The sequence below is a fragment of the Leisingera aquimarina DSM 24565 genome, assembly GCF_000473165.1.
Lineage (GTDB): Bacteria > Pseudomonadota > Alphaproteobacteria > Rhodobacterales > Rhodobacteraceae > Leisingera > Leisingera aquimarina.
On sequence record NZ_KI421504.1, the window covers coordinates 2464475 to 2477418 of the forward strand.

The window sequence follows — 12944 nt, forward strand, 5'->3', positions numbered from 1 at the left end:
GCGCGGATGTTCGATCTTGGGTGGACCGAACTGCTGGTCATCGGCGTGGTCGCGCTGATCGTGGTCGGCCCCAAGGACCTGCCGGTGCTGTTCCGCAATGTGGGACGGTTCGTGGGCAAGGCCAAGGGGATGGCGCGCGAATTCAGCCGGGCGATGCATGACGCGGCGGATGAGGCCGGGGTCAATGATATGGCCAAGGGGCTGAAGGCTGCGTCGAACCCGATGGGGACCGCCATGGACGGGGTGAAACAGGCAGCGCAGGACATGGCCAAGTCGATCGACCCGACCAAATACGACCCCGAAAGCGAAACCGGAAAGCTGGCCGCTGAACGCGCTGAGGACGCCAAAAAGATCCAGGCGTCCACTGCGCGCGCGGCAGCCGAGCGCAAGGCGCGTGAGGCAGAGGCGGCGCTGGCCAAGGCGGAAGAGGCCGAGGCGGCGCTGAAACCTGCGGCGCCGAAAACGGAAGAAGAGGCCAAGTCATGAGCAAGACGGATGAGATCGACGACTCAACCGCGCCGCTGATCGAGCATCTGGCCGAATTGCGCAACCGGCTGATCCATTCGGTTGCGGCGTTTGTCGTAGGCATGGTGATCTGTTTCACCGTGGCAACGCCCGTTTTCAATTTCCTGACCGCGCCCCTGTGCCAAGTGCTAGCCGAGGGCGGGCAGGACTGTGCGCTAATCTTCATCAGCCCGCAGGAGGGCTTCTTTGTCGCGATCAAGATCTCCTTCCTGGGCGGCTTTATCCTGGCGTTTCCCTATATCGGGTTCCAGATGTGGCGGTTTGTGGCGCCGGGGCTGTACAAGAATGAAAAGGGCGCGTTCCTGCCCTTTATGATCGCCTCGCCCTTCATGTTCATTCTGGGCGCCAGCTTTGCCTTTTATGTGGTGACACCGCTGGCCTATGATTTCTTCCTTGGGTTCCAGCAGTTTGGAACCGGCGGCGAGGCTGTCACCGGCGAAGAGGTGAACCAGGGGCTGAGCGTGGTGTTCCAGGGCTCGGCGCAGGAGTATCTGAACCTGACCATCAAGTTCATCGTGGCCTTTGGCCTGTGCTTTCAGCTGCCGGTGCTGCTGACGCTGATGGGCAAGGCCGGGCTGGTCAGTGCCGAAGGGCTGGGGGCCGTCCGCAAATACGCGGTGGTGGCGATTCTGGTGCTGGCCGCGCTGGTGACACCGCCGGATGTGATCACCCAAGTGATCCTGTTTGTGGTGGTCTATGGTCTCTACGAGATTTCGATCTTCCTGGTTCGCCGGGTCGAGGCCAAGCGTGAAGCCAAGCTGCGCGCCGAGGGGTATTATGACGATGAGGACGAAATGGACGCCCATCCCGACGATCCGATGATGGCCGAGTTCGAGGTTGAGGACGGCAAGGACAAGTAAGCCAAAAGCGGTTTGAAACAGAAAGGCGCGTCCGTGAGGGCGCGCCTTTTTCTTTGCTGCATACCTTTGATCGATAGTTGTGGGGCCGGGCCTCTGGCTTTGGCGCCCGCTGCGTATGCAGTCAACCGCTGTTCGCAGCGCTGATTATCCGGCGCATCAAGCCCATGAACTGTTCCCTCTCATTGATTGATAGGGGGGCTAGGGATTGCTCGTTCTGGTCGTTGGCAGCCTGATAAGCGCGCTCCCGTGGGGCCTGTCCTTCTGCAGTCAGCCAAATTTGCTGTGATCGCGCGTCTGACGGGTGTTTCTTCCTGACGATCAGCCCGTCTCTTTCCATTCGGTTCAGTGTGTTGGCAAGGGTTGCCTGTTCCAGCGCCAGCTTTTCGAGCAGCTCGCGCTGGGTCACCCCGTCCTTGACCCACAGTTCCAGCAGAATGGGGAATTGCCCAATGGTGATGCCAAGCGGGGTGATACGGTCCTGCAAGCCGGAGGCAAACAGGCGGGCGGTGTGATTCACCAGATAGCCGGCGGAGTTTTCTTTTTCGAATTTCATTGTTCGATTCTGCACTTGAATAGCATGCTATGCAACGATACATAGCATGCTATATTGATGGAGGGAGCCAACATGGCTGGACTTGAAGAACTCGACGGCGCCGTCACACTTTCCGACCAGATGGACGCCGAAGAAGGCCCGGTTGTCCTGATGAACCTGTTCACAATAGACCCATCTGATGAGCAGGCCCTGTTGGATGCTTGGGCACATGACGCTGATTTCATGAAGGGGCAGCCCGGGTACATTTCGACACAGATGCACAAAGGGATCGCCGGCAGCTCGACCTATGTGAACTATGCTGTCTGGCAGGACGTGCAAAGCTTTCGTGCGGCCTTCATGCATCCTGAATTTCATAGACGGATTGCCAAGTATCCTGAAAGTGCAGCCGCCCGGCCGCATTTGTTCAAAAAACTGGCTGTCGCCAACCATTGCGTCGCTTGAAGGGACCCGGATCAGATTGCCATGAAACAGAAAATCCACGCAGCCGCAGGTGTAACCGCCTTTCTGATCATCCTGACGTTTTGGACCTCAACAGTGCTGAGCGAAGCTCTTGGGACACCGGAAACCATAGCCCTGGTCAAATCCAGGATCCTGATGGGGATGTTTGTCCTGATACCGGCGATGGCCATTGCGGGAGGCTCCGGCATGGCGATCGGGCGCCGGCGCAAGGATGCGCCAGCCGTTGCGAAGAAAAAGCGTATGCCCTTGATTGCCGCAAACGGATTGATGGTCCTCCTGCCGGCAGCCTTTTTTCTGGAGGCAAGGGCAAGTGATGGAAACTTTGATGGTGTGTTTATCATTGTGCAGGGCATTGAATTGCTGGCTGGGGTGTTGAACCTCACCATGATGGGCTTGAACATCCGGGATGGCAGCAGAATGGCTGCGCGCCGTAAAAGCCAGGCGTAGAACTGCAGTCGTTGGGGGCAGGCGCGGTGCTTGCCCCCTTGCCGCTTCCTTCCGAACATGCTTTGAAATCCGTCAGCTAACCGACGGAGGCACCCCATGGACCAGATCGCATTGACCCGCATTGCCGAGGCGCTGGAGCGGATGTCGCCCGCCCCTTTGGAAACCCCTGATTTCAACGCCGCCAGTGCCTTTGTCTGGCATGTGGGGCCGGAACGGCTGGAGCCTGTTCCCGCTGTGAACCGGGTCGATCTGGACCTGCTGGTAGGCATCAACCGCTCGCGCGATACGCTCTTGGATAACACCCGCCGCTTTGCGCAAGGCTTTGCCGCCAATAACGCGCTGTTGTGGGGCGCGCGGGGGATGGGGAAGTCGAGCCTGGTGAAGGCCGTGCATGGCGCGCTGGCGGGGGATCACCCGCAGCTGAAACTGGTGGAGCTGCAGCGCGAGGATCTGCCCTCGGTGGCGCGGCTGCTGAACCATCTGCGCGGCTCGGAGCACCGGTTCATCCTGTTCTGCGACGACCTGTCGTTCAGCCATGACGACCAGCACTACAAGAGCCTCAAGGCGGTGCTGGACGGCGGCATCGAGGGGCGGCCGGAGAATGTGGTGTTCTACGCCACCTCGAACCGCCGCCACCTGATGCCGCGGGACATGATCGAGAACGAGCGCTCCAGCGCCATCAACCCGTCAGAGGCGGTGGAGGAGAAAGTCTCGCTGTCCGACCGCTTCGGGTTGTGGCTGGGGTTCCACCCTTGCGATCAGGACGAATACCTGGCGATGATTGCGGGCTATTGCGCAGCTTACGGCGTCCAGGTGGATGCGGAGGGACTGAGGGCCGGGGCGATTGAATGGCAGGCGACCCGCGGCGCGCGGTCGGGCCGGGTGGCCTGGCAGTTCTTTACCGACCTGGCCGGTCGGCACGGGGTTGCGCTGCGATAAGCCGCAACGGCCCCCACAATGGCTCGAAATCGGAAAAGCCCGGCGATTTCGCCGGGCTTTTCATGGTGAACAGGCTGTTACGGTCGTCAGTTCAGGTAGCTCAGCGGGTCGATGCTCTCGAACCCGTCGCGCACTTCGAAATGCACATAGGCATCGTCACCGCCGCGCAGCGAGGCGATGCGCTGGCCACGGACCACGCTTTCGCCCTTCTTCACGGTGATATTGCCGACGTTCTGGTAAACCGTCAGCAGCTTCTGGCTGTGGCGGATCACCACGATCGGCACATTGTTGGAATCCTTGGTGATCGCAGCCACAGTGCCCGCTTCGGCAGCATTGACCGGCGCACCGGCAGCGGCAGCAATGTCGATACCGTCATTGCGCCCCTTGGAGTAGGTTTTGACGATCTTGCCCTGCACCGGATAGGCCATTGCCGCGCTGCTGGCGCGGGTGGGTTTGGGCAGCTCCGGCTTGGGCAGCGTTTCCGCCGCAGGCTTGACAGCGGCGGGTTCGACCTTTTCTTCCGGCAGCGGCTGGCTGGCACTTGGCGGCACCGGCGTTTCAGAACCGGCCCCCGGTTCGGTGACGGTCACGGCGGTGGCGGCCGGGGCCAGCCGGGGTGCGGGCTCTTCTTTCAAGGGGATCAGCAGAAACTGGCCTTCACGCACCGCAAAATCGCTGCCCAGCCCGTTCCATTCCGCCAGCGATTTCACTGGAACCTGGTAAAGCCTTGAGATGGTGTAGGCGGTTTCGCCGCGTTTCACCTTGTGGCGCACTGGTTCGGGGCCTGCCTGCACCTTGGGCGGCTGCGGCTTGGGCACCGGCTGGATCGCGGTGGGAGTCACCGACCCCGGATTAGGTGAGGTCAGAGGAGCAGTGTCAATGGCCTGGCCGGCCAGTGTTGCAATATCAACCGAGCCCGGTGTGGAGCCGGCCCCTGCGGGCAGGCTGTCCGGCGCGCGGCGCGGCAGCGCCAGCACTTCGCCCTGGCGCATCTTGTCGCTGGTTTCCATGCCGTTGAACCGGGCCACCTCGGAGGGCGGCAGGCCGATGCGGGCAGCAACGTCCGAAACCGTATCGCCGCGCTGGGCGACAGCCACCTGATACGAGGGGTAGGAGATCAGGCCGCGGGAATCCGGCGAGGGCCGGTTCGCGGTAGCAGTCTGCGCCGCGCCTGCCGTGTTGAAGGCGCCCAGCTGGCCGCGCAGATCGTAGTCCAGCGGGCCCTGGCAGGCAGCCAGCACCCCGGTCAGCATCCCGGCCAGGGGCAATACGGCCAGCAGCCTTGCACGGGGCAGGCCGCGGAATGCGGTCCGGGTGGGGGTGGTCCGGGTCATTTTGCTCTCCTCAAAACACGCTTCCCCTTTTTCGCGGGGGTTCGCTCGCGTCAATCACTATAGCCCATGCCGTCCGGGGGGCGGCTGAAATCCGCCGGTAGTTTACGTGTCCTTGCCCAATCCCTCAAGCAGCGGAACAAACCGCACCGGGCGCAGCTCGTCATAGTCCAGCCCGTCTTCGGTTTTGCGCACCCGGATCAGGGTCTGGACATGGTCGGACTGCCCCACCGGCAGCACCATGATGCCGCCGGTCTTGAGCTGCGCTAGCAGGGGGCTTGGCGGATCTTCGGCGGCGGCGGTCACGATGATGCGGTCAAACGGCGCCTGTTCGCTCAGGCCGTGGCTGCCGTCGCCGACCAGCGAGGTCACATTGGAGAGCTGCAGCTGCTCAAACACAGCCCGCGCCTCGCGCACCAGCCTTGCGTGGCGGTCGATTGTATAGACCCGGCGTGCCAGTTTCGACAGGATTGCCGCCTGATAGCCCGAGCCGGTGCCGACCTCCAGCACCGTGTCGCGCGGGGAGATCTGCAGCGCCTGGGTCATCATGCCGACCACGGACGGCTGCGAGATAGTCTGGCCGCAGGCAATCGGCAGCGGCACGTCTTCATAGGCGCGTTCGGCAAAGATGCCGCGCACGAACATGCCGCGGTCGATCTGCTCGATCGCTTCCAGCACTTGGCTGTGCGTCACCCCGCGCGAGCGCACAGAGTAGAGGAATTGCATTTTGGTTTCGGGATCCGGTCCGCTCATTCAATTGCCTTCAGCGCGCCCAGTGCATCGCGCGCGGTCAGGTCGGCACGCATCGGGGTGACAGAGATATAGCCGCCGAGATTGACCGCGGCGTCTGAACCGGCGGTGGTCTCAACCTGCTGGTTGCCGCCCCGGATCCACAGGTAGCGGCGGCCGGTGGGCGAGAGTTGTTCTTCCGCGGAAAAATGGCTGCCGCGGCGGAATCCTTGCGTGGCCACGCGGGTGCCCTTGACGCCTGTTGCCGGGACCGGCGGAAAGTTGATGTTGTAAAACAGCCGGTAGTCCTGCTGGTCCAGCGGCTGGGCGGCCAGAATCCTTTTCACCAGGGCAGCGCCGTGCACGGCGGCGGCCTCGAACGGGTTTGCGGTCTCGCGGTTGGCAGGGCCGTAATACTGTGACAGCGCCATTGCCGGGATGCCCTGCAACGCGGCCTCCATCGCGCCGCCCAGCGTGCCGGAGTACAGCGCGTTCTCAGCCGAATTGTTGCCGCGGTTTACACCGGACAAAACCAGATCGGGTTTTGCGCCCTGCATCACCACATGAATGCCCGCCAGCACGCAGTCGGCAGGGGAGCCTTCGGCGGCAAAGCGGTGGTCGCCCAATTGGCTCAGCATGGTGGGGCGGGTGTAGCTGATGCAATGGCCGACGCCGGATTGCTCAAACGCGGGCGCCACGGTCCAGACCTCGCCGTCCGGGCCTGCGACCTCGCGGGCGATAGCGTCCAGAATGGCCAGCCCTTCGGCGCTGATGCCGTCGTCATTGGTGATCAGAATGCGCATGGGGTGTCCGCCTGCCGTGTTCAACCGGGTTTTCGATTGAATAGGACCTGTGCCGGAACGGGGCAAGGTTTTCGCGGATGGAAGCGGGATCAGCCGCAAAGCGGGGCAGGGAGGCAACAGGCGAAGCGGCCGGGGCAGGCTCCCGCCCCCCGAGCCTGCATCTCAGATGCCGTCCCGGGTGTTGGGCATAGCGCCGCGCTGGCGCGCGGCGCAGGCCGCCAACGCCGTTCAGTCTGCCAGAATCCGCGGCAGCAGGCGCGCGGCCTCTTCCTGGATGGTGGCCAGAGCCGCGCGGTCCTCGCCGGGATGGAAACGGGCGCGCAGGGCGGTGGCCATCGGTTGCGGTTCCAGGATGCACACCTGCGGGCCGGTGCGTTCGGTCTCTGCCTGCCAGCTGCGGGCCAGCGCCATCTGCGCCGCCTTGGTGGCGCCATAGGTGCCATAGAACTTCTCGCCCGCGCGTACGTCGTCAAAGAATACCGCGCGGCCTGATTGGCCCAAGAGCGGCGCCACATAGGGGATCAGCACCGAGGTCGCAGTAGCGTTGATGGCCACGGCCTTGCTCCAGTCCTTGGCGGCCACAGAAGGCGCCGGGCAGAGCGCGGTTGCATGGATCGCGGTGTGCAGCCACAGGTCCAGCTGGCCCCAGCGATCGTGGATGCCGCGGCAGAGCGTTGCCATCGCCTCGGGCACCGTGATGTCCATCGGCGCCAAAGTCGCGGAGCCGCCTGCGGCCTTGATGCGGTCATCCAGCTCTTCCAGCGCGCCGGTGGTGCGGGCCACCGCTACAATGTGATGGGTGGGCGCAAGCGCCTCGGCCAAGGCGTTGCCAAGGCCGCGCGATGCGCCGGTGATGAGAGCGATTTTATCTGTCATGGCACGTCTTGTGGGCCGCGCGCGCAGGCAGGTCAAGGGGCGGCGGCCCCGACCAAGAATTTTGGAAAATTCTTGGTAAATTTCTTGGAAGAAATTTGTGCCGCAGAACCGGGCCGGTTCAGCCGCCAGGCATGGAAAGGCGTTTGCTTTCGCCCTTGGAATTCAGGATCAGCCCCTTGGCGTCAATTGCCACCACCTGGCCCGATGACAGGCGGCTGCCACGCGACACCTTGCGGGTGCGGCCTGACGGCAGCCGGATCAGCGCAGTCATACTGTCCTCGGGTCCGAACAGCCCCAGCAAGCTCAGGTTGCCGCGGTTCATTGCATTGGTCTGGGTCGCAAGCCCTGCCACCTTCGCAGATGTCTGTTCGTTCGCCATCTTGTCCGTCCTTCGATTGTCGGCAGGTATCTGGGGCCGGGCAGGGCAAGCTGCAAGGCACCGCAAACCGTATCGGCGGAAAGCCGCAGGAAAGTAAGAAGATGTGCGCCGATGGCCGCTTGTGTCAGGCGTCATACACCAGAGACGGCAGGTCGTGCCCATAGGCATAGAGCAGCTCCAGCAGCTCTTCTAGATCGGCGCCGTCCTTTTGCAGCGGGTAAAGCGGGTGGTTCTGCTCGGTGACCTTCAGCTCAGGATACTGGCCGTCGGGGTGCATCTCCAGCATGCAGCCCGCAGGCACCGGCATGTCCGGCGGGATCGCATTGGCCAGCCAGGCAGGGCGGTCGCCCAGCTTTTCGGTCTCGCGCATCTCGAAGAGGTCGAGATAGGCGTCGAAATCATCGCGGCTGAGGCTGGCCCAGGTGCCCAGGATGAACTCCTCGCCGCGGCTGTTTGCCAGCGGCACCGCCAGCACCGCGCGGATGAAACGCAGCTCGCCCAGGCGGCAGAAATCATCCGTCAGGATGTCGCCGCGGGTGGCCAGGACGGCAGAGTTGTCCTCCACCTCCATATCCTCGGAACAGATATCGGGCCGGTCGCAGCTGAGGCTCAGCAATTGCGCAAAGGTGGCGCCGCAGCAGCGGCACTGGCGCGGAGAGGTCAGCATACGGGCAAGATGCGCGTCCAAAAGGCGGCCTTTCATCTGGAAGCATAGGAAAAGGCGCGGGCCGTCATGGCCAGCGCCTCCCCATGCACTGTTGGCAGCTCTCATACGCGGATGCCGCCGGAAGTTCAAACCCCCATGAACTGCGAGGGGCGGCGCCTCAGCCGGTGGCCAGTTTCGAGGCGTTCCACGAGGCACCGGGTGCCGGCATATCCTGGATCTTGGCGCTGACACGGCTGCTGCCCTCCAGCGCGTCCAGATACTCGGTGGTCACCCCGGTGATGTAGTTGCCGTCAAAGCAGGAGCAGTCAAAGCCCTGGATGTCCGGGTTGCCTTCCTGCGCCGCCCAGATCAAGTCCTCGAGCTTCTGATAGAACAGCGCGTCGGCGCCCAGTTCGTCGCGGATTTCCTCGATGCTGAGGCCGTTTGCGATCAGCTCGTGCTTGGTCGGCATGTCGATGCCATAGACGTTGGGGTACTTCACTGGCGGCGAGGCCGAGGCGATATAGACCTTCTTGGCGCCGGCATCGCGGCACATCTGCACGATCTTTTTAATCGTGTTGCCGCGCACAATTGAATCGTCGATCAGCAGCACATTGCGGCCCTTGAACTCCAGCGGGATGGCGTTGAGCTTGCGGCGCACCGATTTCTGACGTTCTGCCTGGCCCGGCATGATGAAGGTCCGGCCCACATAGCGGTTTTTCACCAGGCCTTCACGGTACCGGATGCCGGTGGAATTGGCCACTTCCAGCGCCACGGGGCGCGCCGAATCAGGCACCGGGATGATGCTGTCGATTTCCAGCCCTGCGTCTTGGATCTGCTTGGCCAGCGCCTGACCCATGCGCAGCTGGGTCTTGTAAACCGACACGCCGTCCATCATCGAGTCGGGCCGCGCCAGGTAGACATATTCAAAAATGCAGGGGGTCAGCTTGCCCTCGACCGCCTGGAAGGTGTGCATGTTGCCGTCCAGGTCAACCAGAATGGCCTCGCCCGGCTTTACATCGCGGATCTTCTCAAATCCGTTGATGCCGAACGCCACATCTTCAGACGCAAAGCTGAAATCCTCGCCACCGCTTGCTGCCGGGCGTTTGCCCACGGACAGCGGGCGGATGCCGTTGGGGTCGCGGAAGGCCAGCATGCCGACACCGGCAATCATGCACAGCACCGAATAGGCGCCCTGGATCCGCTCCATGGTCATCTTGACGCCGGCAAAGATATTGCGGACCGGCTCGGCATTGCCGTTGACCTTGATCGCGTCTGCCACCTTGTCGGCCAGAACGTTCAGCATGATTTCGGAATCGGATGTGGTGCGCAGATGGCGGCTGTATTTGCCGGTCACCTTTTCGCGCTGCTCGGCGGTGTTGGTGATATTGCCGTTGTGAACCAGATAGATGCCATAAGGCGCGTTCACAAAGAACGGCTGCGCTTCGGCCGCACTCAGCGAGCCCGCAGTGGGATAGCGGACATGGCCGATGCCAGTCTTTCCGGTCAGAGTGTCGGCATCCTGCGGGCCGAACACATCCTTGACCAGGCCGTTTTCCTTGCGCTCGCGGAAAAACTCGCCGGTGTAGGTCACAATCCCCGAGGCGTCCTGGCCGCGGTGCTGCAGCATCAAGAGCCCGTCATATATCTCCGCAAAGACATCCGTGTCCCGGCTTGCGATCCCCAAAATCCCGCACATTGGCTGGCTCCAATCCCACTTAGGCTTTGCTGTTCGGTTGCTGATGGAAGCGGCTCGGATGGCAGTCTAGCGCATTTTGCATCTTGCGCGCCAATCGGGCGGCCTGCGCCGCGCCAAGGGGCCATCCCGGCAAACCGGCCGGAGCCAAAGTGCCGGATGCGTCGCTGACGCCTGGCGCCATGCGCGTCAGGTCAGGTCCACAAGGGCAGGCGGGCAGCGTCTGCAGCAGCGGCAAGGCGGTGTGGCTCCGAATCCGTTTCCTGTTCCGGCCCTCACATAGTGCCTTTCTCTGCGCCTGTCATCAAAGGATCACAAATCCGATGCCGCACCGCGGCAACCTGACCGGGGAGGGCGGTACCGGGCGGGCGCATCAATGCAGCGTCAGCAATGAAATAGCCCCCACCAGAACAAGGCTCAGCGCCCAGATCAGATCCAGGTTGAACCAGCCCTTGGACAGGAATTTCAGCCCCAGCCAGTGGTAGACGCCAAGCGCCAGCGCGCCGCCCGCCGCGGTCATGGCAAGGGTATGGGCCAGCGCCACGGTGACGGCGATGGTGGCATTGCGGCCCATCAGCGTATAGGCTGCGGCGTGGCCGGCACCTTCGTCCGGGCCGCAAAGGCCCAAATAGACCGGCACCAGCATCAGCCCCGCGCCATGCGCCATCGCCGCCAGAAACGACCACAGCGCCAGCCGAGATGGCGGCACCCGCGCCAGAAAGCGGGGATGGCGGCGGTTGATCAGCAAATACCCCCCCAGCGCAATCACCAGAGAGGCCGCGCCGATGCGGATTTCCACATGCCATTCCGTCAGCCACAGCAGCGCCGAAAACGGCAGCAGGATCGCAGTCATCGCCAGCAGATGGCCAAAAGCCAGCGCCAGCAGCGCTTTGAACAAGCTGGATCTGCGGCGTTCCATCAATGCCGAAGAGACCGCCAGCGGCCATCCCATCCCCGGGTTCACCCCGTGATAGAGTCCCGACGCAACGACGGCCCACCACAGGGCCGCCGTTGTTGAGATTTCCGCCACGCGTCAGACGGAAGGATAGCAGAAACTGTCGGTAGAGCAGTCGCCCCCTTCCAGCCGGATCTGGTGGCTGCGGTAGCCTTTGGGGAATTCGACATAGAAGTCCTTGTCCAGCTCCAGCCCGCCGTCTGCCCCGACGTTGGCCATCACCATCTGGCCGCCTTGGCCATCGGGATAGAACTGGTCGTCCCAGGTGGAATAGAGCGAGTTGGTCCAATAGACCCGCTTGCCGTCGCGGCTGATCTCGACCATCTGCGGGCCATAGGCAAAATCCTTGCCGTTCGGGTGCTTGGCGCCGCGGGCAATACCGCCCAGTTCAACCTTGCCAGTCAGCTTCGGATTCATCGGGTCAGAGACATCATACTGATGCATCTCGCCCTGGCCCCAGCAGGCCACATACAGGTATTTGTCGTCCAGGCTCAGATCGATATCGGTGACCAGCGGCGGCACCGCTGCGAACCCCTGCAGCAGCGGCGGCAGGTTTTCAGCCTTTTCGGGGCGCGGGTCGATGGTGATGGTCTTCTTGGCCTCAAACGTGCCGTCATCCTTTTGCCACCAGGTGAAAATCGCGCCCTGCAGGTTGGTGGTATCCACCACCACACCGCAGAATCCGTAGTCTTTGGAGGGATCATGCGCGGGCCGGATTTCCAGCGCCATCTGGTGGTTTTCGCCCAGGTCGATGGTCTGCACGTTCTTACGCTCGCGCAGGTTCCAGAAATGGATCGAATGGCCGTATTTGTTGCTCAGCAGATCCTCCGCCACGATGCCGTTTTCAAACTGCGGCGGCAGGCCCCATTCCGAACTCACCATGTAGTCGCGCGGCAGGTTCCACCAGAAATCATAATGCTTGTCCTGCGCGCCCCGGTCCATTTCATAGCGGCCCAGAATGTCGAAGGTCTCGCAATCCATGATGAAGATACCCGGCGGCCCGTCGGTGCCATCCTTGCCGCCGCCGCCCAGGGTCGAGACATAGATGCCTTCAGGCCCGCAATGGATGGTGTGGGGGCGGGAATAGCCGGTCTTTTCGAACACTTCCTCGGGTTCGATGATCTTGTGGATCTTCGCCTTCCGCGGCTCCTTCACGTCGATCACGTAAATGCGGCTGGAGCGGATGCCGGGAATGATCAGATAGCGCCGTTCCAGAAATGCATGGCCGGTCAGCGGCGACAGCGCTGAGGAACAGGCGTTCCAGCCGAAATGATGAAATTCGTCGCCCTTGTTGGGCATGATCAGCTGATGCACGATGTCGCCGTAGCTGTCAGATTTGGGGTCAACATCTACAACCGCCAGCCCATCAGGCTGCGAACCGTCAGGGCTGAGCATCAGGGTAAACGCCAGCGTCTCGGCCGGGGCTTCCATGGCAAGCCTGGGGGTGGCATGAAATGTGGGGTCGGGCCGCAAGTTCATCGTTAAATCCTCCCTGGAAACGGGCGCCAAGTGTTCTGTCATGCATTCTGCGCCTGTGTACGATGCTGGCATACATCGATTTTCCGGGCAACTTTTTCTCCAAACTCCCTTGCGTCCGGAACGCGCGTTCTGAAATCGATGGAGAAACTTCGGATCCTTTTTTCAAGCTCCAGGGAACGGCCTCCTATTTGCCAATAGCCAGTCCGCAAAAGAAAAGGCCCGCGCATTGGCGGGCCCGAGGGGGGGAGGAATGGCTTGGCTTCCGGC

General features: G+C 62.4%; 15 protein-coding genes. 5 read left to right on the plus strand and 10 right to left on the minus strand.

The genetic code is table 11. The features are described 5' to 3' along the window. Positions 1–6 precede the first annotated feature (6 nt). Both tatB and tatC read left to right on the plus strand, forming a co-directional pair. Positions 7–486: a Sec-independent protein translocase protein TatB gene (gene tatB / locus AQUI_RS0116240; RefSeq protein WP_027258450.1), complete on the plus strand. Its 480-nt coding sequence runs from the start codon at positions 7–9 to the stop codon at positions 484–486. Then, positions 483–1385 (plus strand): twin-arginine translocase subunit TatC, encoded by a 903-nt coding sequence (gene tatC, locus AQUI_RS0116245; RefSeq protein ID WP_027258451.1) that lies wholly within the window; start codon positions 483–485, stop codon positions 1383–1385. Before tatB ends, tatC begins: the two co-directional genes overlap by 4 nt. 121 nt (positions 1386–1506) lie before the next feature. On the opposite strand, the gene AQUI_RS0116250 is transcribed toward tatC, so the two are convergent. Beyond that, complete coding sequence (locus AQUI_RS0116250) at positions 1507–1938, minus strand: MarR family winged helix-turn-helix transcriptional regulator (RefSeq protein ID WP_027258452.1); 432 nt, start codon at positions 1936–1938, stop codon at positions 1507–1509. Positions 1939–2010: 72 nt separating this feature from the next. Between AQUI_RS0116250 and AQUI_RS0116255 the strand changes: the two genes are divergently transcribed. The 3 genes from AQUI_RS0116255 (at position 2011) to AQUI_RS0116265 (ending at position 3783) form a co-directional block, all read left to right on the plus strand. Further along, positions 2011–2379, plus strand: coding sequence for an antibiotic biosynthesis monooxygenase family protein (locus tag AQUI_RS0116255; protein WP_027258453.1), 369 nt, complete (start codon positions 2011–2013; stop codon positions 2377–2379). A gap of 159 nt (positions 2380–2538) precedes the next feature. Beyond that, positions 2539–2844 (plus strand): hypothetical protein, encoded by a 306-nt coding sequence (locus AQUI_RS0116260; protein WP_245596931.1) that lies wholly within the window; start codon positions 2539–2541, stop codon positions 2842–2844. 96 nt (positions 2845–2940) lie between these two features. Beyond that, positions 2941–3783 (plus strand): ATP-binding protein, encoded by an 843-nt coding sequence (locus tag AQUI_RS0116265; RefSeq protein WP_027258455.1) that lies wholly within the window; start codon positions 2941–2943, stop codon positions 3781–3783. An 86-nt stretch (positions 3784–3869) separates the two neighbouring features. On the opposite strand, the gene AQUI_RS0116270 is transcribed toward AQUI_RS0116265, so the two are convergent. The 9 genes from AQUI_RS0116270 to AQUI_RS0116315 form a co-directional block, all read right to left on the minus strand. Further along, entirely contained in the window at positions 3870–5117 is a 1248-nt protein-coding gene (locus AQUI_RS0116270; protein ID WP_027258456.1) for a peptidoglycan DD-metalloendopeptidase family protein, read from the minus strand. A gap of 102 nt (positions 5118–5219) precedes the next feature. Further along, positions 5220–5867 (minus strand): protein-L-isoaspartate(D-aspartate) O-methyltransferase, encoded by a 648-nt coding sequence (locus AQUI_RS0116275; RefSeq protein ID WP_027258457.1) that lies wholly within the window; start codon positions 5865–5867, stop codon positions 5220–5222. Continuing rightward, positions 5864–6646: a 5'/3'-nucleotidase SurE gene (surE, locus tag AQUI_RS0116280; protein WP_027258458.1), complete on the minus strand. Its 783-nt coding sequence runs from the start codon at positions 6644–6646 to the stop codon at positions 5864–5866. Before surE ends, AQUI_RS0116275 begins: the two co-directional genes overlap by 4 nt. A 228-nt stretch (positions 6647–6874) precedes the next feature. Further along, entirely contained in the window at positions 6875–7522 is a 648-nt protein-coding gene (locus AQUI_RS0116285) for an SDR family NAD(P)-dependent oxidoreductase (protein ID WP_027258459.1), read from the minus strand. A gap of 118 nt (positions 7523–7640) precedes the next feature. Continuing rightward, positions 7641–7901, minus strand: coding sequence for a hypothetical protein (locus AQUI_RS0116290; RefSeq protein ID WP_027258460.1), 261 nt, complete (start codon positions 7899–7901; stop codon positions 7641–7643). A 124-nt stretch (positions 7902–8025) separates the two neighbouring features. Continuing rightward, entirely contained in the window at positions 8026–8568 is a 543-nt protein-coding gene (locus tag AQUI_RS0116295) for a DUF2199 domain-containing protein (protein WP_035920040.1), read from the minus strand. 157 nt (positions 8569–8725) lie between these two features. After that, positions 8726–10246: an amidophosphoribosyltransferase gene (gene purF / locus AQUI_RS0116300; RefSeq protein WP_027258462.1), complete on the minus strand. Its 1521-nt coding sequence runs from the start codon at positions 10244–10246 to the stop codon at positions 8726–8728. A 370-nt stretch (positions 10247–10616) separates the two neighbouring features. Then, the gene (locus AQUI_RS0116310; RefSeq protein WP_245596932.1) at positions 10617–11195 is read right to left on the minus strand and encodes a hypothetical protein; all 579 of its coding nucleotides are present in this window, start codon (positions 11193–11195) and stop codon (positions 10617–10619) included. Between the two features lie 81 nt (positions 11196–11276). Next, positions 11277–12677, minus strand: coding sequence for a selenium-binding protein SBP56-related protein (locus tag AQUI_RS0116315; RefSeq protein ID WP_027258465.1), 1401 nt, complete (start codon positions 12675–12677; stop codon positions 11277–11279). Between the last annotated feature and the right edge of the window lie 267 nt (positions 12678–12944).